Below are 22,400 nucleotides of genomic sequence, written 5' to 3'. Positions count from 1 at the left end.
GCTAGTCCTGGGCGGGGATGGGTGGGAGGCCAAGCTTGGAGTTTATATTATTCACGCGTTCAACAAAAGCCTTTATGAAGGCGGCCGAGTCCACGCTCTTTGCGTAGTAAGTTACATATTTTTTGAATTCTTTTGGTGAATTATCTGCCCACGCTTTGCAGCGGGCCATGCTGACTTTGTTCTCATCAGCAATTAAATTAGGTGCAAGGGACTCTACCCCGGCCTGTTTGAACTCGTCTAAGAATACGTCTCGCTCTTTGTCAAAGTGAACGAAGAACTCATCATCATTCTCCAGCTGGACTATGTGGAGAATTATCCGGCGCTCAATCGCAAGGTTGGCTGGATCCGGTAGCCTGATGAAGAGCGCTTTGTCTTTGATCTTTGCAGTGACGGTGTCGGCAACGTCTCCGTCGAAAAGAACCAAGGATCCTTCAAGGAGTAAAGGGAAGGATGTGCATAGCTTGGCGAGCTCGCTGTATGCCGTTCCAGGTTTATCACCGTCAGGTGCTAGGGAGCTATGAAATTCAACTAGGCCTAAGATGCTCTGAGACTTTATGAGGCGCTTGGCATAATGGATTGCATACTCATCTTCGCAAAAAACGTCAATCTTGCGTGCCTTTGCAGCTGCTTCAGGGGTCGATAAAGTCAACTCTCGAAAGGCTATCTCTGCGGGTGGATTGTACAAGATTGGCGTGTTCTTTCCCTTCGCCTTTCCCTTGCTTATGAAGTTCATTGCAATTCGGTTGGCTGCCATGTCCTTTGGATAGTTCAGGTAGGCGTGCTGGATCAGGTGCAGCGAGTGTGTGGTTAGCACCACTTGAACGTTGTTTTTCTGAGCCCAGCGGTAGAGGTAGTCAAACAGTCGATTCTGGGCCGCCGGATGAAGGCTGCTCTCGAACTCGTCGATGCAGAGGATGCCATTTGAAGCTCCACCCTCGCCAGGGTTGCGCATGAAGCCCGCTAGTTTGTTGAATATGGCGCCGAGGTTATCCTCTCCGGACGATATTGCCGTCCAATCGTACAGCACGTCCTCGCCAGAGGGGGCGAAGGTCGTCTTTAGTGACTTCTCTCGCACTGGCGTAAATGCTCTGTAGTCGCTACTCGGAAAGACCTTCTCATAGAGGTCGACGAGTGCTTCGGCCTCCTTCTTGTTAAGCTGGGTGTCCTCTTCAAGATCAGGCTTCGCCTTCGTGTCGACCATCGGGAAAAGGCGCTTCAGGTTCAGGAAGGAGGTATTTAGGGCAAAATTTCCGTCCCCTTTCTCCGAGCCTGATACGACCACTCGGTGTCGATTGGTTTTATCGCCGACCCAGTAAATCCTCACCTGCTCGGAAAGGAGTCCCTTCTGTGTCTGAAGGACCAAATCGTAGGTATATTCATCCGTGTCGTGATCTGGCGATAGCCTGAACACGTTGGAGAGTATTGTCTTCAATGGAGCGCCGAACGCGTCGCGAGCATCGCTGTCGAACGGATGGGCGATCAATCCAAGAATGGAAGTTTTCATCGTCCCATTTCGCCCCGAGATCACAGTGACGTGATTGCCGAGCCGTACACCCTGGTTCTCGAGGGTGCGGAACTTATTGATTCTGATTCCTACGATTCTCTGAATGGGTATCTCTTTGTTGTCCTCATACCCCAACTCCGCCTTCGGCAAGGCGCCCTCAAAGCTGTCCATGTCCCCGAATTCCCTTTTGTAGCAGTGGCGAATTGCCGAAGCATAGCCCAAGCGGGTTGGTCAGGGGCTGGCGCGTTAGAAGCGAAGATTGGCCACAGCGCGGTCGTCACCTTCCGGGGTTAGGTGGGCGTAGTACTTCTCGGTGGTGGCATAGTCGGCATGGCCGGCGAGTACTTGCACTCGCCTCAGTGGCACGCCGGCCATGACCATGTGCGCGCAGAACGTGTGTCTCAAGCGATGCAGATGGCCACCGATCTCGGCTTTCGCCGCGTCCTTGGCGAACCAGTCCGAGACGGTGTCCTTGTGCACCGTGACGATCGGGTCCGGTAGATGTCGCAATGCCCAACGCGCGTAACGGTTGAGCGGGACCTCCCTCCACTTGCCTGATTTTGTCCGTCCTGCGCCCGTTTCATCGGGATCGCTCTCGACAAGCAGGCGCCCGCCGACGACTGAAGCCTTTTCCAAGCCGATGACTTCCCCCCGGCGGAGTCCCGTGTGCGCCAGGAATAGCCACAAGGGTGCTCGTGCTGCGTTGGCTCGGTAGAGCTTACGCATTGCCTGTCGGTCGTAGAACTTCACTGCGACGCTGCGTACGCCACGCGGCGCCTTGACGGACTCCAGAGGATTGACGTCTAGCTCTTTCCATTCAACTCCTCGCTGAAACGCCGTTTTAAGAACGCGGATCTCCTTGCCTACGGTTTCTTTCGCTGCCTTGTCATCAAGCAGCCGGCCGCGCTTGTATTGCTCCACTTCGACTGGGCGAATCGTGTCGATCGGGCGATGACCGAAGCGCTGGATAAAGCGCTTCATCTCACTGCGCGCCTTCGAGATGGTGGTGGGGTGCTCTGATTCGTACCAGTCGAGATACCACTCTAGGTAGTCGCGGACCTTGGGCAGTCGCGCCAGGATCCGAACACCATGGGTCAGCTCTGCCTCTTTCGCGGCACGAATTCTCTCCGCCTCACGGGCGTCAGGTTGCCCAATGGACCGGCGAAAGCGCTCGCCGCCTTGCGCCCAGTCGAGGTAGGCCTTTGTGCCACGCCAGTAGAGTCGAACCTTTGCCATTCCTCTGCACCTTCGATCGCGGCATAGAGCGCCGCCTTTTCGTACAACTGCTTTCCCATGAAGCGACGGGGTTTGAGGCCGTAGCTGAGGGCGTTCTTGCGGAACTGGCTGTTGGAGACGCCGCAGTAGTGCGCGGCTTCCTCGACCGTCAGCCAGTCCTTGCCTGATAGGTCGAGCTTTTCAGCGGCGCCCATGGCCACCTCCTGTTGCTGCTCGCCGGGGCGGTGCCGGCGGCGCCAGGCCAAAGTCCAACTGCACAACGTTGTTTGCCGCGGGCGCGCCGATCGTGGGCATTACCTTCCGGGCACTGCGGGCAGGGCGGTTGATGCGCCGCCACTGGTCGAATGCTCCGTTCGCCTCAGGGTGGCGCTGGGTAGCCCGGCACCGGCACTCGACGAAGTGGCCGCCGCCGGCGGCGAGGCTACGCAGGTCGTGGATGTGGCGCGCGCTGTGACCGGCGGCGCAGGCCGGCAGCGGCTCGGGGTGGCTGATGTGTCGTTGGGTCATGGGGAGCTCTCCTGATTGCCGGCAGTCATTAGAAGATGCCTGGGCCGGATCGAACCGGCGGGTCAATGCCGTACGTCTCAGCAAGGGCGTTTGTCCATCTGTACGCTGTGGCCTTGCTGACGTTGAATCGGTTCTGCACGGCTGGGACCGTCGGGAAGCGGTCCTGTTCGTGCGCCCACTTCATGAATTCCATGACCGAGCGGACGCAGCCGTAGTCCGCATAGTCGTGCTGAGCCAGCGGCCTCTCGCGCTTGGCGATGTGCGGAACTTCCATGGTGGCCGAGAACGCCAATGCTCCCAGGCCAAATGATGGGGTCATGTTCAACCGAACAGCTCCAGTTGTGTGGGGAGAGACGGCGCCGCTGCGCGCACCGAACGCTCGATTGCAATCAAATTAAGCAGCCTGCGGCGGTTGGCCGCGGCGAGGTCCATCAAATGCCAGAACGGCGGATCCAGCAGGCCGCCGCTGCCCGGGCCATACAGGCGCACGCGGCGCGCAATCAGCAGGTGCTCCCGCATGAAGCACAGCAGCCTGTGCCGGGCGAGGGGGAAGCCGGCGGCGATCATGCGAACAACTCCAGTTGATACGGCGCGATTGGGCGACGGACTGCGAAGGGGCAGGCCTCTCGCTCGTGAAGCAGGTCCCGCGCGATTTGGAAGTGGTAGCCGCGGCCGTTCATATCGGTGATGCAGACCATCGGGAAGTAGCACACGGCGATCGCCCCGGAGCAGAAGAGGTAGTAGCCCCGGCCACATGCAGCCTTGCCGCTCTCGGTGCTATCGATGAGCATTTCCCGCGTCCAGCCTGCAGCGAGGCGAACCGATACCGCAGCTTCTGCGATCTCCCGTGCCTCCTCTTCTTCCATGCTCCGGGAGGACACCATGCCCATGACCCGCAGCGCGGAATCCATGTCGCCGGCAGCCAGCGATTCAAGCGCCTGGCCGCGGGCCTCCCAAAGCCGAGCATCTTTCGGAGTGATCGAATCGAGCTGGATGCCGGAAAGGCAGGCCAGTTCGCGCCCCATCTCTCGGAAGTCGGGCATCTGCTTGCGCATCACGCGTCCTCCCGCAGCCTGGTGCGCCGGTTACGCGGCGGCTTGACGGTGGCCAGGGTGGTGGGACGGTTGGGCAGCTGCTCTTCCAAGGGCCGGGGCGACGGCGTAAAGTGCGGCCGCCAATTCAGCAAATTGTCTCGATGACACCGACCCCCTCGCGCCGGACACTCCGCGGAACTCTCTCCGGGCACGCCTTCGTCGTGCTCGTCACGGAGGTTGGGGCGGGGGCCTTCGACTACAGCGTCACCGTGAATGGCGAGCAGGTGCCTACCAGGCGCCCGGGCAGGATCTTGGGCAGGGGCGATGCCCTGCAGCTCGGTGTTGCTGCAGCCGAAAGCTACATCGCCAATCTCCCGGTAAGATTCTGATGTAGCGAACTCAAGGAGCGACCGTGGCGTACAGAAGGGATGTGCTTGGTTACAAGCTGGTGGTGTCTGCAGTCGATCGGGGTATGCATTTCCAAGGTGTCGTTCACATCTTTGCGAGAGATGGGAGCCATCTTCGGACGATCGAGACCTCTGCCCCTCATTCGACGCTGAGCGCTGCAGAGTCCCTCGCAGAGCAGATGGGTGGCGAGTACGTCCGTAGCTTGCCCACCCATGTGCATGAGGCTGCTCCTGGCTGAGCGAGACGGAGCCGCTTATCAGCAAGATCGATGTATGCCTGTCGGTCGTCATGGCTGGCTTCCCTTCGCGTGGTCTTTGATGCAGTCGATGAGGTAGTTGGCCTTGCAATGCGCAGCCAGCGCTTCAAGTCGCTCGGCCTCGCGGATGTAGTGGTCGTGCCGGTCCTTGCGAACCGGCGGGCTGAACTGGACGTCGTTCAAGGCGCTTCCGGCTGAGGCCCGGTATAGCAGCGCCATCCGTCCTGGGTCGTGTTCGAAGATGTCGAGCTGCTGCCGATTCTTCATGGCGGGGTCCGCCTTACGCCGCCTGGGCGGCTTCGTTGATCTTCTGGAACGGGTATTCCTCCGGGCAGGCCTTGATGTTCTTGCCGAAGTAGCTGCCGACCGAGTCGGCGGCCTTGAAGGCAGCGAAGTCGGCGGCGTCGAAATTGGCGTAGTGGTAGAGCGAGCCGGGGCCGCGCTTGTCGCCGGAGCCGCGGAAGAAGCGGACATGGCGGGCCGGGGCCTGACGCCCAGTGCATACGCAATCAGCCCGGGCCAAGGCTTCAAGTTTGACGTGGCCGGAAACGCGCTGGTGCAGCTGGCAGACCCTACGGGAACGGATGAAATCGCCCAGTCAGGCCGTAGCAGCGTGGGCCCGGCACTGGCGCAAGCGGTCCTTGATGCCACCGGGGGGCGCTTTGGTGTGGTGTTGGTCAATACTGCCGTCGGCAGCAGCACCATCAGCATGTGGGGGCCTGATGGGACCTCGTGGCTGACAGCGCTGCCGATGTGGAACGCGGCGGTGGCCGATGCATTGGCCCAAAAGCTGAACATCGTTGGATGCGCAGCGGCTGTCATCCATGGCGAGACTGACGCTGGCTTGGGCACGCCTCCCGAGGTCTGGAAGGCTGGCATTCTGAGCCTGCGTGATCGCATGCGCACCGCCACCGGGCTTCCGGCGCTTCCGTTCGTCATGAGCCAGATCGGTATCGATATGGACGCCCCGGATTCGCCGGCCTGGGCAGCACTGCGGGCAGCCCAATCTGAGCTTGCGCGAGCCGGCGAGATCATCTTGGCTTCGCGCGCCGCCAAGCACTTCGGGGCCCGGGAAATGATGCAAGACCGCCTTCACTACAATGCTCGAGGGCTGGACGAGATAGGCAGCGCGTTGGGACAGGCGCTCGCCAACGTCGCGCTGGGTGCCGCGCCGGTTGGGTTTGATGCATGACGAGCAAGGGAAGCGGCAGGCTTCGAAGGTCTACAGCTACGTGCCCGCACACGGTGTGCGTCAAATAGTTGACGCAAGTTAGCTTGCATACATCCTTCCTCGACTCTGCTGGCCTATTCTCGATGCGGTCTTAATGATTCATCGGAAAGGGTAGGAATGCTGATCGAACGGTACAAGTACTCCTACGCAAAATTCCGGGACTGGCACGTAGGGGCGGGCAAGTCGGCAATTCTTGCAGCGCGATATGCACTCACTGGCGACAGCGGTAGGTTCACGTCGCATGGTGGCTGGCGTGTTTCCCATCTCCGAATCGCTGATCGAAGCGAAGATGCTGACGGCACGCCAGACACTGATCGGGATAGAAGCTGACGCTTCATCCGGTCTGTCCACCTCGCCCATGAGCGCTAGATTGGTGATGATCATCACAACGTGGTGGTTGTGCGCTGCACTACATTGAGCACTGTGTGCGGGGGGCGCAACGAGGTCGACCACCAGGTCGGCGCGCTTACTTGGGGACCCCTGGACATGAAGTTACTTTTCCACCTGCTGGAAGCCGCTTTGGCCCTTGCGTGTTTTCTGGGCTTGGCAGCCGTGCTAGAGCGGGTGTGGAGGCGGCGCAAGCGCTGACGTGTGAAGCGCATTAGCGACGGTCGATACAAACGGCAGCACTGCACCACGAGTTGTTGGCAGTGCCATGATCCGAGCAACGCCAGTGAGCCGCTAGCTGATAAGCTCGGGTGGCGCGGCTTGTGGCCTAGGAATCACGGAGGATTCGAATGACAAGTATTAAGAAGTACTTGCTGGGAGGTGGCGGAGTGCTAGCCGTTATTCTTGGAGCCCATCTCCTTGGTGGGGGGGCGAATGCGATCAAGGCCGGTAGCTCGATGTCTAACGCGTCGCGCTTTCAACAGTGCCAGGCCAGGCTGGATGGTGCGCCTGTTGGCGACGACAAGATCTGCAGGGAGTATTTCGACGACTTGGCTTCTAGGTTGAAAGAAACGCCGGAGTTGACGGCGGTCGACGGCGTGCCCATGGAGACAATTCGGAGCGCGCATGCCGATTTGAACCGGGATAAGGCAAGGAAAGGCCTGCCCTTATACGCTGAGCTTCCTGCCGCGCCTAGCGATTAGGATCGCTCATGTCCTCTTTCGAGGTCGCTTAGGGGGGCTATGCTCTGGCCAGCTATCACGCGGGGCCTTCACCGTGCGCCTGACGCGATTGACCTCCATCGCCGGCGGCTTGCTGGCCAGCAGCATCGCCATCGCATAGTTGGGATCGCCCGCCAAACGGTCACCGGCGTAGCTCGTCTTCAACCACGCCGACATGTGGTGGTAAATGAAGAAGATCAGCATGCTCAACGTACTAATGACGCAGGAGCGGATGCCTAGAGTTTTTGTGACAGGTGTTCTTGCGAGCACATGACATCTATGAGACAAACGGTTGGCTCACATTTATGAGCGGTTCAATCGAGAGTTGTCTTAGATCAAGGAGTGATGTCGCATGAGCATGATTAGATCATGTGTAAGTGCTTTGGCGGTAGTCGCAGGGTTGGCGCTTTATTCCGCTCCGGTGGAAGCCGTTACGTTGCCGTGTGATGGTTGTGACGCTTACCAAATGCGAGAGCTCGCCATGTATTCGGGCGACGGTTCTCACACCATTTATAACGTCAGCGCTGGCATTCTTCGGCACTATCAAGTGTCGGGCTGGGGTGAGTCTCCCATTGAATTTGGTGAGGAGATGAACGTGGTGGAGGCAGAGGCATCGCCTGCAGAGCAAGCTGCAATGCAGGAGTTGCAGGCCGCCGCACAGATATATGGCCAGCCAATGGTCATGAGTATCGAGATTCCAATTCAGGAAATTCGAGACCAGGCTCCTTGGCTTGATCCCAGCATCACTGCGTACGACATCCAGAGTAACGTCAACATTCGGGCTGCTATACAGACGAGGATTGACAGCCGGATTTCTGTTCGTGACGGATTCAAGGCGGGTATGGAGCGCCTCTACTACTTGGTGAATAACCTCTTTGGGGACCAAGCGACGTTTCAAGTAAAGGTGGTGATCAAAGGCGACGATGGAAGCCGGTCCACCTTTGTTAAGTCGTCAGCATTTGGGGACTACAGCTACGTCCCTGGAAGCGGTCGTTTCGCCGACGGGCAGGTGCTGCCCGCCGAGAACACGCAAGAGTACGCTGGTACGTGGACGTTCAATGGCGGGACCAGTGTCGATGACTTCCTCGGTGCGCTGATGGACATCGGTGCGCGCTTTAACGGGATCAGCGGTGGCAATGACAATCTGATTATCGTCTGCCAATGGCGATCAACCGAAGGCACTTTGGAGTGCGCTCAGCAGATGTAGGCTGATAGCAATAGGCTTCAAATGGGTGGCCATCGGAGACGATTGGCCACCTTTAGTTTGGCGATGGCTGGATTGAATCGGGGCTTCAACGGGCCGTCGCGGCAATTGCTCGGCAAGTTCATCGCCCGGCCGACGCGATAGATATCTGCCCGCTGCGTCGCGCTGCCCAGCTACAACGCCAGCGCATCATCCGATTCGGCCGTGCCCTTCCGCAGGCGCATCAGATTCACGGACTGCGCCTCTCAAAAAGACGTCGAAACGCGCGTTGCTAATGGCCTGTCTAGTTCCACAACCCGGACAGTAGAGGATCGCACCACCGTTGATCACTTCTAACTCTGGAAGCTTTGTGGCGTGGAGAGCGCGGTAGCACTCCAGACATGTCGCTTGGATGGAAGTGATGCAGCTGAACTGGTCTTCTTCACGCGATCCGACGACTTCGTGAAGGTAAAAAAGTACTGTGTTAGACATGGTCACGGTTGGACGCGGCGTTGTTGCGATTGGCGTCACCCTATCCGGGCCGACGGTAGGTCTACGTCAAGAGAGTGTCGCTGAGAGGTTGGTGGAAGCGACAGTCGGTCGTCATGGGCGTGACCGCAGGGACTCCGTGATTTGCTCTCTGACTATTCCCAGGCCTTGCCGCAGGGCGGCGTAGTACATGGGGGTTGCCGCATCTCCGGTGGGCGAGGGTGGGGCCAGGGCATCGCTTGATATGCGGTCCATCGCATTGAGGACTACATCAGGTTCCGGATGAGTGGCAATGACGAGCCGAAGGCCGTACTCAAGGGCTTTGACATGGCCCATGAGCGCCGCGACTTGGCTTTCGAGCTGTCCCAGCCGGTCGGCCGCTGACCGTCCTTATTGATGATCCATGGCTTGCTCCGTGAGTTTTTGTGGGAGCGTACCAGTTGGCCACGTTTGAACGGTACTGTGCCGTCGTGTTCGACCCGGTCGGGCGTTGAGGGGTCTGGCTCGCCCACCGCTGGGCCCTTTGCGTCGCCCCGACGGCCCGTCGCGGAATCTGAGACCCCGGTCCGTATCCTGCGCCCATGCTCCCGCCTTGTAACTCCACTGGCTTCATGACCGCCCCTACGCCTCAAGGCTGGGTGCAGCACGGTGACCACTGGGGGCTGTGGTGGCGAAACCGTCAGATCGCCAGCGTGCAGCCGAGTGCCTATGGCATCCGCGTCGTCCTGTCCTGCAGGAAGCTCTGGCAGGACAAAGAGGTGCGGGCGGCCAGCGTCCGTCAGGGAAAGCGCTACGCAGAGCGCTGGTGCGCAGCGCGGGTACTGGATGGGGTGCCTCTGAAGGAGGCTGTGGCTCGGCTGGTGGCCAACGACGAGCCGGCCCGCAGGCTCTCCCGCACCGAGATCCAGCAGCAAAGGCGCTTGGACGCAATCCCGAACCCGAAGCTGTAGCGGCCTGAGTCAGCCGGCGTTGCCTCCGTATCGGCGCGTGCGACCGCCGGCGGCGACAGTGGGTCCATGGATCAAAAGAGCATCGGCAAGGCGCGCTGGGCGCGCGCGAGGGCGGCTTCGCTACGGCAGCAGGCCGAGTTCCTTTACCTGCCTAGGGGATAAAATTGAACGTTGGAGCTGAGTGCAGGGTCAAGAGCTCATAGATTGTGAGCGTCTGTACGCCCATTGCGGAAGCGGCATTAGGGATAGGGATACCATTCTTTTTCTCGGCATTCCATTTTTCATGCGTAGCGATCTTCCAGCCCTTGTGCATTGCCGTAGCGATCAAAAAGGCGTCGGCTTTGTCTGCATTCGCGAATACCGCCTTAGCGCGCGGCTGGTAATGCGAGCTAGACGCCGCCCACTGCTGCACAGTCGCGTAATTGGTCATTACACCGGGGTCGGTATCGTCTGGTAGGAAGAACGCAGCTGGCATCGCATTGGCCCATGTTACGCACGGATCACCTGCGGGCCCGTCTAGCAGCTCCCTTCTCACCTTATTGATACTGAAGACCTTCTGGCTCGCATGAGCGTTGACTACCCAGTCCCAAAAACCAGTGCAGAACCCAAACTGATAGTGAAAATTCTTGCCCTGCAGGAACACGTTAGTGTCTATCAGATACATTCTTAGGCTTCCCTGCCGAATACACGACTGCCAAGTTTAATGACCGTGTCAGGCTTGCTGTTTAGAAGACTTGCAGCCTCGCGAAGCAACGTCTCGCCGCTGAGAGCACTTCCAACCACTGCTCGCGTCAGTCGTTTGCTATTTCGCACAGGTATGGTCCTGAAGGGATCCCCGCCTGGCTCGCGCGGCTTCCTCGGAACCGGCCGTAGATAGACCTCGAATTCCGGCCAGCTAATGACCCCGTTGTCGAAAGCACGGCGCGCAATGACGGCTCGGCTTACCCGGAACAATCTCGCGAGCGCTTCCACGTTCGGCGTATTAGTCCACTGCGCCAAGAATTCATGGTTAGGAACTAGGACCTCGGCAGATACAGCATTGCAGAAGATTTCAATAGCGCGGTCTGTGGTCGGACTGAGGTCCGAAACTCCGCTTTCCCCAAGCCAGATGTGGGCAATCTCATGCATCAGCGTAAACACGGAGGCAACAACGGCGTCCTGTCCATTGATGAAAACTATAGGCGCCATGGGGTGTGCAACTGCAAAGCCACGAAACTCGACTTCCGAGAGGCGTCGTTTAGTAAACGCGCGCACGATTCCCGACTTCATGACCAAGATGCCCTGGTCCTCAGCTCGGTCGGATAGCTTTCGGAAATATGCGTCGGCGTCCTGGCTAGATGTTCTATCAACCACGGTGACGCCGAGAGTCCGGCGAATGTCCTCTGCGACGACGGCCACTTTTGGGCGACTTGCAAACCGGAAGCGGCCTACGAACGGGAGCGAGTCCGCGCCTCCCTCGCGAAGATGGTCAATGAACCATTCCTGTTTTGAAGTCGCGTCTGCCAAGACTTCAAAAAAATCATCGCTCAGCGGTGCGGCATCCGTCACCCGTCTTAGGTCAGGGATAGAAGGACGACTAGGTTCCGGGGGCGCCTGAAGGAAAAGGAATCCAAATGGAATCCTTGCCAACTTAGCAACCCTCTCCGCCTGACGTATGGTCAACTCACCCTGGAGGATGCGCCTCCGGTCGTCGTCTCGCTTGGCGATTTCCTCGGCGAGAGATTGGCGGTCTCTGCCTGCTTCCTTGGCAGCCCAGTCGAGGACCGTGAGAGAGAGGTTCAACGCGGCCATTTAAGAGCGCTCAGCTGCAGTTCCAAACAAGTGCGCATAGGATACTCCTTGATCCTTCTAGGGAGGATAGCGCTTAAGTGCCGGGCCGCGTCAAGTGACAGAGTCTCAACAGGTGGCGAGACAGCCTGCCAATTCTGTGGTCGATGGAACATATCTTTCGGGCGGAAGTCTGCCGTGTGGTACACGCCGCAGCTTGCTGCATACGGCTAAGCATCAGGGGCTGCAAATCGCAGCAAATTGGCACACCTTTGGCACAGATGGTAGCGAGAGCGCTGCTACGAATAGCCGGGTCGCCCCCCTCCTAAGGGGAAGGTCGCCCGTTCGAATCGGGCCGGGGTCACCAATCACATTCGTGGCGTATCCGCGCCCCAGCGCATCGCCCGTGCGGCGCTACCGGATCCCGGGTCCCTCAGGTGAGCAAGGGTGTGATCGAAAGAACGCCCCCGGTCATGGGTACGCCCCCCCTGGTCCCCATGATCATTCCCGGCGCTGCCTTTGCAGGGGCTCGCTGGCAATCTTCTCCGCGAACGGTAAGTATTCCTTCGAGAATGCCCTCAACTGCTCCAGCCCGGCGGGTACCCCAACCATGCCTGGCCGCTGGGCATACGCCTTGATGAAGGCGCAGCTGTCGGGAAGCATCGAGGAAAGCAGCCCGCACCTCTTCATCGCCATTCCTCCCTGAAATATGGCGCGAATGGTAGCTGAGCCGATGGTGCATTTACACCTTCCCCGGCCGCTCATAATCCTCAGGCGTAGCCCCATGCTCGGCCTCCGGCATGTCCTTGTCCTTCCACCGGGCGTCATCGTTCCTCAGCTTGTCCGGCGTATGGCTCTTCTGCTGGTCGTCTTCTTTCGTGGCGGGCGCTCGCGGTGCAGTAGTCATGACAGGTCCTCGTTCGGTCAGCGATCAAACGTCTGCTTGCCAGACGTACCACCCTGCCCAAAGTTCGGCTGGGTGATGCCGTCATCCTCGCGGACGCCATCCGGTTCCCCTTCACCGGCCTTGCCACCCTTGCCGTGGCCGCGCTGGTTGTAGCCCTCGTTCTCCGTCTTCAGCCGCGCTGCATCCGGATCTTTCTCGTCCTTGTCATCCGTCGGCGGCTTGGCCGCAACGAACGGAGAGATCGGGTCACTGGCCGGGAACGTCTCTTCCAGCGCTTCGTCATGGTTCTCCGAGGTGCGCTGCTTGTCGACCGTGCCTTCCGCGGGCGGGCAGTTGTGCGCGGCGTGAGCGTCTTCGGTGGAGGCGGGCGGGGTTTTGTCGTGCTGCATGGGGTGTCTCCTGCGCGAACGGGTAGGGCGGTGATGCCTCGACGCTAGCCCTGCCGCTGTTACGAAGGAGCGGGGGTGCCGTGAAGGGCGGGTGCTCCCATCGGCTTCACCCGGGAGTTCCTATCGTCCAGACCTCGCCACACGGAGGCTGCCGCGATGCATGAGATGTTCGAGCTGGGAATGGAATGGTGGGAGTTCGTGGTCCGCGCGGTTGCGGTGTATGTGGTGGTCCTGCTGCTGACCCGCATGAGCGGCAAGCGTTCGATGGGGCAGTCCACCCCGTTCGACATCCTGGTGATCGTGCTGCTGGGCACGGCCGTGCAGAACTCGCTGATCGGTGAGGACACCTCGCTGCCCGGCGGGCTTATCCTGGCCGCGACGCTGATCGGCCTGAACTGGTTCGTCGGCTTTCTGGGGGCGCGCAGCAAGCGCCTCAACGAGATCGTGGAAGGCGTGCCGGTGGTGCTGGCGCGGCACGGCACGATCTACTGGGAGCAGGTGAAACGCTGCAATGTCAGCCCGGCGGATCTGGAAGTGGCGATGCGCGCCAACGGCTGTGAAGGTTTCGGGCAGGTCGACCTGGCAGTGCTGGAAACCTCCGGCGAGATCACGGTGAACAAGCGCCGCGCCGACGGCGATGACTGAGCGGGAGCGCTCGTCGGTCACGCTCGCCCTCGCTGGATGTTGACGGTGCGCCGCGTAGGGTCGGGCGCAGTCCCACAACAGGAACACACGCGATGTACATGGCACTGGACAGTGAAACGATGGCCCCATTCGATGATGTGATCGCCCAGGTGCCGGACCCGACCCCGGAACCCGTGCCGCCCGCGCCGCCGGTGGAAGAGCCCGGCCGTGGCGACCCGCCTGCGCAGGAGCCGCCGCAGGAAATCCCACCGGAGGGCGACCCCGCACCCGCATCGCCGCCGCAGGAACTGCCGCCGGACCCGGAGACGCCTTCGGCGCCCTCGGTGGAGTAAGCGACCGTCGCGTGCGGCGCTCGCCGCGCGCGCAGAATGAATGATTCAGTCCTCATGCGCTGCGCAGCGCCATGCGCGCCAGCCTCTGCTGGGCGGCGCGCTCACCCGGATAGACACGCCGCACACGGTGCGGTCACGACGCTGCCACGCCGTACCACGTACCACAGAGGTACTTGGATAACGGAGTCTGCTATGCGCGCACTGACTTACCACGGCAGCAAGGATGTACGGGTCGATACCGTGCCCGATCCCGCGCTGGCCGCCCCGGATGACATCCTCCTGCGCGTGACCGCCACGGCGATCTGCGGCTCGGACCTGCATCTGTATCGCGGCAAGATCCCGGATCTGCATACCGGCGACGTGCTCGGCCACGAGTTCATGGGCGTGGTGGAGGAGGTGGGCGCGGGCGTGATGGATCTGCGCCCGGGCGACCGCGTGGTGATTCCGTTCGTGATTGCGTGTGGTGAGTGCTTCCATTGCCGCCTGGCCGAGTTCGCGGCCTGCGAGACCACCAACACCGGCAAGGGCGCCGCGGTGAACCAGAAGGGCATCCGCCCGCCGGCAGCGCTGTTCGGCTACAGCCATCTCTATGGTGGTGTATCCGGCGGGCAGGCGGAGTTCGTGCGCGTACCGAAGGCCAATGTCGGGCCGTTGCGTATTCCGGATGCGCTGTCCGATGAGCAGGTGCTGTTCCTTTCCGACATCCTGCCGACCGGCTACCAGGCCGCGATCAACGCAGGCGTGAAGCCGGGTTCCACGGTAGCGATCTTCGGTGCCGGCCCGGTCGGGCTGATGAGTGCGGCGTGCTGCCGCCTGCTGGGGGCGGAGACGATTTTCATGGTCGACCACCTGCCGTATCGCCTGGCCTTCGCGCAGCAGACCTACGGCGTGACCCCGATCGATTTCACCCAGGTGGAGGATCCGGCGGAATACATCATCACCCAGACCAACGGCCGCGGCGTGGATGCCACGATCGAAGCGGTCGGCTTCGAGGCCGAGGGCAGTGCGCTGGAATCGGCGCTGACGACGCTCAAGGTGGAAGGCAGCAGCGGCGTGGCGATCCGCCAGTGCATTGCTGCGACCCGTCGGGGTGGCACGGTGAGCATCCCGGGCGTCTATGCCGGGTTCATTCACGGCTTCCTGCTCGGCGATGCGTTCGACAAGGGCCTCACTTTCAAGATGGGCCAGACCCACGTGCAGAAGTTGATGCCGGAGCTGCTCGACCATATCGGCGAGGGCCGCCTGGACCCCGGCGTGATCGTGACCCACCGGCTGTCGCTGGAAGACGCGGTGCGTGGCTACGAGATCTTCGACCGCAAAGAGGAGGATTGCCGCAAGGTGATCCTGACGCCCTGACATGAATGCCGTGGCTTCTCTTGTACCGCCGGCGGCACCGCCGCCGGTGACCGATGGCGACGACCTGCAGGCGCAGGCCCGCGCCTGGATCGAGCATCAAGCCTCGTTGCCACGCCCTGGCAGCGGGGACACGCTGTTGCGCTGGCAGGCGCTGGCGCATATCGCCGCGCGGGATCTCTGCCTGGCCAAGGTGCTGGAAGCACATTACGACGCGCAGGCGATCCTGGAAGAACTGGGCGCCGCGATGCCGGACCACGATCGGCTGGGCGCGGTATGGGCGGCCGAAGGGCCGGCGGCAACCCTGCGCTTTGATCGCGCCAGCGGCACGCTGTCCGGTGACAAGCCGTGGTGCTCCGGTGCCGGCTGGGTTGACCATGCGCTGGTGACGGTGCGCGATGACGGGCGCTCGCGGCTGTTCCTGGTGCCGGTGCGCCGGGCCAGCGTGCGTTTCCTGCCGCAGACGTGGCAGGCCACGGGCATGGGGCGGGTGCCCAGTGGCACCGCCTGTTTCGACCAGGTGCCGGCCGTCGAGATCGGCGCGGCGGATGCCTATCTGCAGCGTCCCGGGTTCTGGCATGGTGGCGCAGGCATCGCGGCGTGCTGGTTCGGCGGGGCGAGCGCGTTGGCCGAGCCATTGCTGCACAGCGCGCGCGCGGACGAACCGGGCACGGCGGCCGGCCTGCTGGGTGAGATCGATCTGGCGCTGTCGCCATGCGCCTCACTGCTGCGCGAGCTGGCCGCGCTGATCGATGCACAGCCCGACCAACCCCATCAGCGTGAGATCGTGCGAGCGCGCAGTGCGGTGGAGCGCGCCGCCTCCGTGACGCTGGATCGGGTCGGCAGGGCGCTTGGGCCGGGCCCGATGTGCATGGACCCGGCGCACGCCAGGCGCTGGGCTGACCTGACCGTCTTCATCCGCCAGAGCCATGCCGACCGCGACTGGCAGCATCTTGGCAACCTGATGCATCGCGAGGGGCGTACGTGGACGCTGTGAACCGTCAGATCGAAGGCGGCGGCGTGACCGAGGCGCAGTGGGCAGCATCGCCGTGGTTGCAGTCGCTGCCGCTTGCGTCCCCTGCGGCGCTGTTCGGCGATGCGCGTCGGCTGGTGGTGGTGTCGCCGCACCCGGACGATGAAGTGCTCGCCTGCGGCGGCCTGATGTCGCTTGCGCACCAGACAGGGCTGGCGGTCACGGTGGTCTCGGTGACGGACGGCGAAGCCTGCTATCCCGATCAGCCTGCGTGGTCGCCCGAGCGGCTGCGCGTGGCCCGTGCCGCTGAGCTGGACGATGCGCTGCGTTGCCTGGGCTTGGTGAGCGCAGCGCGGATTGCCTGGCACATCGGCGATGGCGCCGTGACGGCCAGCGAAGCATGGATGGGCGAGCAGCTGGCGGCTTTGCTGCAGCCGGACGATCTGGTGCTGGCGCCGTGGCGCTTCGATGGGCACCCGGACCATGAAGCGGTCGCGCGTGCCTGCGTGCAGGCCTGCACCGCGCGCGGCGCCGCGTTGAAGGAATACCCGGTGTGGGGCTGGCATTGGCTGGACCCGCAGGCGGCACCGTCCGCTTGGGCGCCGGCGACGCGCTATGCGTTGGAGGACGACCTGCTGGACCGCAAGCGCGATGCGATCCAGCAGTTCGTGACCCAGACCGGCGCAGTGGCGGGGCTCGAGTGCGAGCCCATCCTGCCTGCCGCTGTGCTGCAGCGGTTTGAACGGAACTACGAGGTATTGATCGGATGAGTGATGTCGCCTACTTCAACGCGTTGTATGAGAAGGAGGACCCCTTCCAGTACCGGACCCGCTGGTACGAGCAGCGCAAGCGCGCGCTCACCTTGGCCAGCCTGCCGCGCGAGCGCTTTGGCCGTGGCTGGGAGCTGGGGTGCTCCAACGGCGTGCTGACCGCGGCCCTGGCCGAGCGCTGCGATCACCTGCTCGCCACCGACCTGAGCGAAGGCGCTGTCGCCGCGGCGCGCGCGATGACCCGGCGCCACGCGCACGTTTCCGTCGAGCAGGCGCGTCATCCACACGACTGGCCAGCAGGCAGGTTCGACCTGATCGTGGTGGGTGAAATGGGTTACTACCTCTCACAAGACGACATGCGTCAGCTGGCGGCGCAGGTGGTTCAATCGCTCACGCCGCAGGGCGTGGTGATCGCATGCCATTGGCGCGTGCCGTTCGAGCAGGCGCGCTGCAGCGCCGCGTTCGTGCACGCGCAGTTTGATGACAGCCTGCCACGCCTGTTCTCTTATCGCGACGAGGACATGCTGCTGGAAGGCTGGTCGGCCGAGACCACCTCGGTGGCCGAACGCGAGGGCCTGCGATGATTGCCGTGACCGTTCCCGCGCACAACGAAGAGCAAATGATCGCGGCCTGCCTGCAGTCGCTGCAGGTGGCGGCGCTGCATCCGGCCCTGCGCAACGAGCCGGTGGTGATCGTGGTGGCGCTGGATCGGTGCCGTGATGCCACGGAATGGATCTGCCAGCGCATGGGCGTGGAAGTGGTCAGCGTGGACGCCGGGTGTGTCGGTGTCGCACGGGCGGCGGCGAGTGAGCGCGCGTTGGCGCTGGGGGCCCGCTGGATCGGCTGCACCGACGCGGACAGCGTGGTGCCGCCGGACTGGCTTGCGCGCCAGCTGCAGTGTGGTGCGAATGCCTTCTGTGGCGTGGTGGCGGTGGGTGACTGGTTGGACTACCCGCAGGCCGTGCGCGAGCAGTTCCTGCAGGGCGAGCATGCGGTGGATGGGCACCCGCACGTGCACGGCGCGAACATGGGTTTCAGCGCGGTGGCGTATCGGCAGTCCGGCGGCTTTGCGCCGCTGGCCACCGGTGAGGACGTCGCGCTGATCCAGGCCATGCACGGGGCCGGCATGCAGGTGGCGCGGCTGGCCAGCCCACGGGTGATGACCAGCGCACGCCGGCACGCGCGTGCACCGCACGGTTTCAGTGACTTCCTGCGCCGCCTGGAACAGCGCGTTGGCTTGGTGGCAGATGAGGTGGCGGGCGACGTGGCCCCGCTGTCACTGCTGGCGCGCTGATGGCGCCCATTGATCTGCTCGGCTGGGCGGCGACCGCCGTGCTGATCGCCACGCTGTGGCGGCAGATATGGAAGCAGTGGACGGCCGAGGATGCACAGGCGGTATCGACGTGGTTGTTCGTTGGCCAGATCACGGCCTCGGTGTTGTTCATTGCGTACAGCGCGGCGACCGGCTCGATCGTTTTCGTGGTGACCAATTCGCTGATTCTGCTCACGGCGATTGCCGGGCAATGTCTGGCCTGGATCAAGCGCAGACGGGCAGGGAAGTAACACGCATTTCGCGCCTCGACGACGCGCCGTGCACATCTGTCGCGCAGTGCGTTGAGCTCGCTGAACACTCGCATTTCAGTGTCACGCCGACTTCATGGCCGATGCGGAAAAGTCGACTCACCCCGACAACAACACACGGGCCAAACCGGACCAACAGGAGTACATCGCAGTGAATACCGAATCGAAGACCGCGCATAACTTGAACGACCTGATCGAAATCGCCCGCGATGGCCAGGAGTTCTACACCGAGGCCGCAGGCAAGGTCGAAGATGCCGAGTTGGCGGCGCTCTTCACCCGTATCGCCGGTGTCAAGAATGAGATCGTCCGCTCGCTGAGCGCCACCGTTGTCGCCGCGGGCGGCAAGCCGGCCGACCATGGCACCTTCGTCGGTTCCATGCAGCAGTTCTACGGCAAGGTGCGCGCCACCCTGGGCGACAAGCAGTACGGCTACGTGGCCGAGCTGGAAGAATCCGAAGATCGCCTGCTGAAGGCGTTCAAGGACACCCTGACCGACGCCGACACCTCGCCGGCCGCGCGCCAGGAAGTCCAGCGTCTGCTGCCGCAGGTGCAGGAATGCCATGCTGTCATGCGCGACCGCAAGCACGCCATGAAGCACTGAGTTTCAGACAGGCGGTGCGCTGGCGATTCCCCACGGTCGCCAGTAGTCCGCTCCCTGAAGCGGTACCCGAACAGCCCCGGCCCTGCCGGGGCTGTTCGTTTTTGTCCGACACTGCCGGGTGGCTGCCAGCGCACCGGACGGCCCCGAACGGTAGTGGGGGAATTGGTGCATACTCGGGACAAAGAGCCGCTTGGATTTGTCATGGAACACATGCGTTGGCTGACGCTTCGTCTCAGCAACAATCAATCCATCGGCCCGAAGGTGCTGATGGACCTGTGGGCCAACGCGTGCGAGACCAATCAGTCCTCGGTGACCCGCGAAACGCTGCCCGGGAAATCGACCTCCTACGCCCTGCACGCACCGACCTCGCTGGCCTATCCCAAGCGCGCGGAGCTGCGCATGCGCAAGCTGCTGGAAGAGGCCGGATACACGTTCACGCTCGGCTCGCTGGCCGACCGCCCGGCACCGCAGCCGGTGCGCTTCCGCTGACGCCGTTCACTGGCGTCGCATTCATTCTTGAACCAAGGTGCCGCAACCGCGCGTTCAGTCGACGCGGTCGGCGGCAACGCTGCGGACCATGATCCGGACCGGCATGCCCGCGGCATGCTGCAGTGATTCCAGCGGTGCCCAGCCCAGCCGGCGATACAGGCCCCCATCATCGGCTTCGGTCTGCAGGTAGAGATCGCGTACGCCAAGCGCGCGACCGCGCACCAGCAGTTCTTCGATGACTTTCTCGGCCAGGCCGCGCCCGCGGTGCGCCGGATGGACATAGACGCCGCCCAGCCAATGCAATCGTTCGGGGCGCTCGGTCCGCTCATGGAACTTGAGCTGCGCTGCGGCGACCGGCACCGCGTCATCCAGTGCGATCAGCAGCAGGGGCAACTCGTCGTCCTGCAGGAACACTTCCAGTCGCTGCTGCTGATCGAGCAGGGTCAGGTCCGGCACGTGGCGTCCCCATTCCTGGAAATACCACTCGGCCAGGATCGGCAGCAGGTCGGGGCGGTCACTGAGAGGAACGATGGTGCAGGCCACGGTGAACGCTCCATGTTGGACGGGTCGGCTGCCATGGTACGCGGATGCGCGGGCGTTTCGCCGCCGCTTGCAGCGGCCTTCACCCAGCGCGCAGACTATCCCCATGCACGCCAGCGCCTGCCACCTGCGGTGTTACGGAACGTCCACCGATGTGGACCGGCATGACTTTGCGCAATGGGTGCTGCCGCTGCGCGGCGATCTGGAGGTGGAGGTCGATGCGTTTGGCGGCCGCCTGGATGTGCTGCAGGGGGCCTTCGTGGCACCCGGCGAGGGACATGCGCAGACCGGCGATGGCGATCATCTGATGGTGATCGTCGATTGCCCGGCGGGGGTGATCGATGACCACACCCTGGAGCACCTGCGCCGGCAGCGTTGGCTGGCACTGCCGAAGGGAGTGCGCCAGCGCCTGGCCGGTGCGCCCGCACACGGCAGTGAGGGTCTGCTCGCGACCCTGCTGCAGCAGTACGCGCCCGCTGGCAGCGCGGCACGCCTGCATGCCCTGTGTACCCGGCTCTCGGCCAACCCCGGCGCGGACTGGAACGTGGCCCGCATGGCCGCGCTGGTCGGCATCAGCGGCAGCCGCCTGCATGCGGCCTTCGTCCAGGAATTCGGGGTGCCTCCGCAGGCGTGGCTGAGTGCCTGCCGGTTGCGCTGGGCCAAGCACCGGCTGCTCACCAGCAGCGACAGCATCGCCACGATCGCGCTGGATGCCGGCTATTCCGAGCACAGTGCGCTGACCCGAGCCCTGCGCCGGGAAACCGGGCTGACCCCGCAGGCCTTCCGGCGGCAGTAGCCTCGGTCAAGACGTCGCGGTGCGCGGCTTCTACACTGCGCGGCCAATGCATACCGCGTGAGCCGCAATGAAACGATCGATGGGAGTGGGCATCGCCAACGGCATTGCCGCCGGCGCGCTGTGGGGCGTGGTGTTCCTGGCCCCGGCGATGCTGCACAGCTTCAACGCGGTACAGCTCTCCGCCGGCCGCTATCTGGTCTACGGCCTGATTGCCGTCGTTCTGCTTGCGCCGCGCTGGCGGCAGCTCAAGGAGCGGCTGGCCTGGGCCGAGTGGCGGGGTCTGTTGTGGCTGAGCCTGGCCGGCAACCTGGTCTACTTCCTGCTGCTGGCCAATGCCGTGCAATGGGCCGGTGGTGCGGCCGCCTCGCTGATCGTGGGATTGATCCCGGTGGTGGTGACCCTGGCCGGCGTACGCGAGGAAGGCGCGGTGCCACTGCGTCGCCTGGCCCCGGCGCTGCTGCTGTGCCTGCTTGGCGTGGCGCTGGTGGGCTATGAAGCCTTGATGGCCGAACATGCGCAGGGCTCGGCCGGGCGCCGGTTGCTCGGGCTGCTGTGCGCGGTCGGCGCGTTGCTGTCCTGGGCGGTGTACTCCATCGGCAACAGCCGCTGGCTGGCGCGCCGGCCGGATCTGTCCGGGCATGACTGGTCGCTGCTGACCGGCATCACCACCGGCGGGCTCGCGCTCGTGCTGGTGCCCAGTGCGTTTTTGACCAGCGCGACGGTGCATCCGCCGGGCGAGTGGCTGAACTTCTGGCTGATCAGCGCGGGCGTGGCGGTGGTCGCCTCGGTGCTCGGCAATGCCTGCTGGAACCGCGCCAGCCGCAACCTGCCACTGACCCTCACCGGGCAGATGATCGTCTTCGAAACCCTGTTCGCCCTGCTGTATGGCTTTGCCTGGCAGCAACGCTGGCCGACGCTGATGGAAACGGTGGCCATCGTCTGCCTGGTGTCGGGCGTGCTGATGTGCGCGCACGCGCATCGGCCCCCTGCGGCGGTGGCGGAGCATGTGGGGTAGGGCAGGCCTTGCCCCGGCTGGATGGTCACAATCGCAACTTGTTGGCCGACGATGGCCGCGATTTACGTGCCGCGATCTTTTGCAGCGCAGCACTTGACAAGCAGGGCGGTGGCGTAGTTTTCTTGATCCATGGTCATCACCGCTGCCCACGCCTACCTGCTCGTTCCCGCCTTCGCGGGCGGCCAGGCCGTGTCGACCGGTACCACCATCATTACCACCGCCACCACTCGCCCGGTGCGGCCCGTCGTCTTCGCGTAATTTCCGAAAACCACGGCCCCGCACCCAGATCAGGTGGCGGGGGAAACTCTCAAACCTGATGTGACGCGGGGCCTCCC

The 22,400-nt window shown here is 62.8% G+C and carries 29 protein-coding genes; 16 read left to right on the top strand and 13 right to left on the bottom strand.

What is annotated here, in order from left to right:
* Nucleotide 1 precedes the first annotated feature (1 nt).
* The 8 genes from ABE472_RS01425 to ABE472_RS01390 all read right to left on the bottom strand — a co-directional run bounded on the left by ABE472_RS01425 (nt 2) and on the right by ABE472_RS01390 (nt 5,468).
* Nucleotides 2-1,675, bottom strand: coding sequence for an AAA family ATPase (locus tag ABE472_RS01425; RefSeq protein ID WP_346465167.1), 1,674 nt, complete (start codon nt 1,673-1,675; stop codon nt 2-4).
* 75 nt (nt 1,676-1,750) lie between these two features.
* Nucleotides 1,751-2,485, bottom strand: coding sequence for a tyrosine-type recombinase/integrase (locus ABE472_RS01420; RefSeq protein ID WP_346465165.1), 735 nt, complete (start codon nt 2,483-2,485; stop codon nt 1,751-1,753).
* Nucleotides 2,486-2,598: 113 nt separating this feature from the next.
* Nucleotides 2,599-2,934, bottom strand: coding sequence for a hypothetical protein (locus ABE472_RS01415; protein ID WP_346465163.1), 336 nt, complete (start codon nt 2,932-2,934; stop codon nt 2,599-2,601).
* A gap of 341 nt (nt 2,935-3,275) precedes the next feature.
* A complete protein-coding gene (locus ABE472_RS01410) occupies nt 3,276-3,572 on the bottom strand; it encodes a hypothetical protein (protein WP_346465161.1) in 297 nt (98 codons plus the stop codon).
* A complete protein-coding gene (locus ABE472_RS01405; protein WP_346465159.1) occupies nt 3,569-3,814 on the bottom strand; it encodes a hypothetical protein in 246 nt (81 codons plus the stop codon). Before ABE472_RS01405 ends, ABE472_RS01410 begins: the two co-directional genes overlap by 4 nt.
* Nucleotides 3,811-4,302, bottom strand: coding sequence for a hypothetical protein (locus ABE472_RS01400; protein WP_346465157.1), 492 nt, complete (start codon nt 4,300-4,302; stop codon nt 3,811-3,813). Before ABE472_RS01400 ends, ABE472_RS01405 begins: the two co-directional genes overlap by 4 nt.
* Before the next feature lie 673 nt (nt 4,303-4,975).
* Entirely contained in the window at nt 4,976-5,212 is a 237-nt protein-coding gene (locus tag ABE472_RS01395) for a hypothetical protein (RefSeq protein WP_346465155.1), read from the bottom strand.
* Nucleotides 5,213-5,225: 13 nt separating this feature from the next.
* Nucleotides 5,226-5,468 carry a KTSC domain-containing protein gene (locus tag ABE472_RS01390; RefSeq protein WP_346465153.1) on the bottom strand — a complete coding sequence of 81 codons (243 nt, stop codon included), beginning with the start codon at nt 5,466-5,468 and terminating at the stop codon, nt 5,226-5,228.
* Between ABE472_RS01390 and ABE472_RS01385 the strand changes: the two genes are divergently transcribed.
* Nucleotides 5,418-6,137, top strand: a complete 720-nt coding sequence (locus ABE472_RS01385; RefSeq protein WP_346465151.1) for a sialate O-acetylesterase — start codon at nt 5,418-5,420, stop codon at nt 6,135-6,137. The two genes, ABE472_RS01390 and ABE472_RS01385, sit on opposite strands and share 51 nt — an antisense overlap.
* 1,136 nt (nt 6,138-7,273) lie before the next feature.
* Here the strand turns inward: ABE472_RS01385 and ABE472_RS01380 are convergent.
* The gene (locus tag ABE472_RS01380; protein ID WP_346465149.1) at nt 7,274-7,489 is read right to left on the bottom strand and encodes a hypothetical protein; all 216 of its coding nucleotides are present in this window, start codon (nt 7,487-7,489) and stop codon (nt 7,274-7,276) included.
* A gap of 148 nt (nt 7,490-7,637) precedes the next feature.
* On the opposite strand from ABE472_RS01380, the gene ABE472_RS01375 reads away from it, so the two are divergent.
* Together ABE472_RS01375 and ABE472_RS01370 are read left to right on the top strand one after the other, a co-directional pair.
* Nucleotides 7,638-8,492 (top strand): hypothetical protein, encoded by an 855-nt coding sequence (locus tag ABE472_RS01375; RefSeq protein ID WP_346465147.1) that lies wholly within the window; start codon nt 7,638-7,640, stop codon nt 8,490-8,492.
* Nucleotides 8,493-9,568: 1,076 nt separating this feature from the next.
* A complete protein-coding gene (locus tag ABE472_RS01370) occupies nt 9,569-9,907 on the top strand; it encodes a hypothetical protein (protein WP_346465145.1) in 339 nt (112 codons plus the stop codon).
* A gap of 151 nt (nt 9,908-10,058) precedes the next feature.
* On the opposite strand, the gene ABE472_RS01365 is transcribed toward ABE472_RS01370, so the two are convergent.
* The 3 genes from ABE472_RS01365 to ABE472_RS01355 all read right to left on the bottom strand — a co-directional run bounded on the left by ABE472_RS01365 (nt 10,059) and on the right by ABE472_RS01355 (nt 12,970).
* Entirely contained in the window at nt 10,059-10,571 is a 513-nt protein-coding gene (locus ABE472_RS01365; protein WP_346465143.1) for a DUF4411 family protein, read from the bottom strand.
* A 2-nt stretch (nt 10,572-10,573) separates the two neighbouring features.
* On the bottom strand, nt 10,574-11,698 hold the full coding sequence (locus ABE472_RS01360; RefSeq protein ID WP_346465141.1) for an ImmA/IrrE family metallo-endopeptidase: 1,125 nt from the start codon (nt 11,696-11,698) through the stop codon (nt 10,574-10,576).
* Nucleotides 11,699-12,598: 900 nt separating this feature from the next.
* Nucleotides 12,599-12,970, bottom strand: a complete 372-nt coding sequence (locus tag ABE472_RS01355; RefSeq protein ID WP_346465234.1) for a hypothetical protein — start codon at nt 12,968-12,970, stop codon at nt 12,599-12,601.
* A gap of 156 nt (nt 12,971-13,126) precedes the next feature.
* Here ABE472_RS01355 and ABE472_RS01350 point away from each other — a divergent pair, with 156 nt between their 5' ends.
* The 10 genes from ABE472_RS01350 (at nt 13,127) to ABE472_RS01305 (ending at nt 19,714) form a co-directional block, all read left to right on the top strand.
* Nucleotides 13,127-13,615, top strand: coding sequence for a YetF domain-containing protein (locus ABE472_RS01350; protein ID WP_313218138.1), 489 nt, complete (start codon nt 13,127-13,129; stop codon nt 13,613-13,615).
* A 92-nt stretch (nt 13,616-13,707) separates the two neighbouring features.
* Nucleotides 13,708-13,947 (top strand): hypothetical protein, encoded by a 240-nt coding sequence (locus ABE472_RS01345; protein WP_313211837.1) that lies wholly within the window; start codon nt 13,708-13,710, stop codon nt 13,945-13,947.
* 192 nt (nt 13,948-14,139) lie between these two features.
* A complete protein-coding gene (locus ABE472_RS01340; protein WP_313211835.1) occupies nt 14,140-15,303 on the top strand; it encodes a zinc-dependent alcohol dehydrogenase in 1,164 nt (387 codons plus the stop codon).
* 1 nt (nt 15,304) lies between these two features.
* Nucleotides 15,305-16,297, top strand: a complete 993-nt coding sequence (locus tag ABE472_RS01335; RefSeq protein WP_346465138.1) for an acyl-CoA dehydrogenase — start codon at nt 15,305-15,307, stop codon at nt 16,295-16,297.
* Nucleotides 16,285-17,043, top strand: a complete 759-nt coding sequence (locus ABE472_RS01330) for a PIG-L family deacetylase (protein ID WP_346465136.1) — start codon at nt 16,285-16,287, stop codon at nt 17,041-17,043. Before ABE472_RS01335 ends, ABE472_RS01330 begins: the two co-directional genes overlap by 13 nt.
* Nucleotides 17,031-17,627, top strand: a complete 597-nt coding sequence (locus tag ABE472_RS01325) for a class I SAM-dependent methyltransferase (protein ID WP_346465232.1) — start codon at nt 17,031-17,033, stop codon at nt 17,625-17,627. Before ABE472_RS01330 ends, ABE472_RS01325 begins: the two co-directional genes overlap by 13 nt.
* Nucleotides 17,624-18,337, top strand: a complete 714-nt coding sequence (locus ABE472_RS01320) for a glycosyltransferase (protein ID WP_346465134.1) — start codon at nt 17,624-17,626, stop codon at nt 18,335-18,337. The genes ABE472_RS01325 and ABE472_RS01320 overlap by 4 nt, the downstream gene beginning before the upstream one ends.
* A complete protein-coding gene (locus ABE472_RS01315; RefSeq protein ID WP_313218149.1) occupies nt 18,337-18,606 on the top strand; it encodes a PQ-loop domain-containing transporter in 270 nt (89 codons plus the stop codon). The genes ABE472_RS01320 and ABE472_RS01315 overlap by 1 nt, the downstream gene beginning before the upstream one ends.
* Nucleotides 18,607-18,775: 169 nt before the next feature.
* Complete coding sequence (locus ABE472_RS01310) at nt 18,776-19,225, top strand: PA2169 family four-helix-bundle protein (protein ID WP_019183020.1); 450 nt, start codon at nt 18,776-18,778, stop codon at nt 19,223-19,225.
* Between the two features lie 201 nt (nt 19,226-19,426).
* Nucleotides 19,427-19,714: a hypothetical protein gene (locus ABE472_RS01305; protein ID WP_046272599.1), complete on the top strand. Its 288-nt coding sequence runs from the start codon at nt 19,427-19,429 to the stop codon at nt 19,712-19,714.
* A gap of 54 nt (nt 19,715-19,768) precedes the next feature.
* On the opposite strand, the gene ABE472_RS01300 is transcribed toward ABE472_RS01305, so the two are convergent.
* On the bottom strand, nt 19,769-20,257 hold the full coding sequence (locus ABE472_RS01300) for a GNAT family N-acetyltransferase (RefSeq protein WP_313211825.1): 489 nt from the start codon (nt 20,255-20,257) through the stop codon (nt 19,769-19,771).
* 103 nt (nt 20,258-20,360) lie between these two features.
* On the opposite strand from ABE472_RS01300, the gene ABE472_RS01295 reads away from it, so the two are divergent.
* The 3 genes from ABE472_RS01295 to ABE472_RS01285 all read left to right on the top strand — a co-directional run bounded on the left by ABE472_RS01295 (nt 20,361) and on the right by ABE472_RS01285 (nt 22,323).
* Entirely contained in the window at nt 20,361-21,050 is a 690-nt protein-coding gene (locus ABE472_RS01295) for an AraC family transcriptional regulator (RefSeq protein WP_313218151.1), read from the top strand.
* Nucleotides 21,051-21,117: 67 nt separating this feature from the next.
* The gene (locus tag ABE472_RS01290) at nt 21,118-22,065 is read left to right on the top strand and encodes a DMT family transporter (RefSeq protein WP_313211821.1); all 948 of its coding nucleotides are present in this window, start codon (nt 21,118-21,120) and stop codon (nt 22,063-22,065) included.
* A gap of 129 nt (nt 22,066-22,194) precedes the next feature.
* Nucleotides 22,195-22,323, top strand: a complete 129-nt coding sequence (locus tag ABE472_RS01285) for a hypothetical protein (protein ID WP_346465131.1) — start codon at nt 22,195-22,197, stop codon at nt 22,321-22,323.
* The last annotated feature ends 77 nt before the right edge of the window (nt 22,324-22,400 follow it).

Origin of the sequence: Stenotrophomonas sp. TWI809, from assembly GCF_039673205.1 — a bacterium.
Lineage (GTDB): Bacteria > Pseudomonadota > Gammaproteobacteria > Xanthomonadales > Xanthomonadaceae > Stenotrophomonas.
This window is presented reverse-complemented; position numbering and strand designations above follow the sequence as displayed.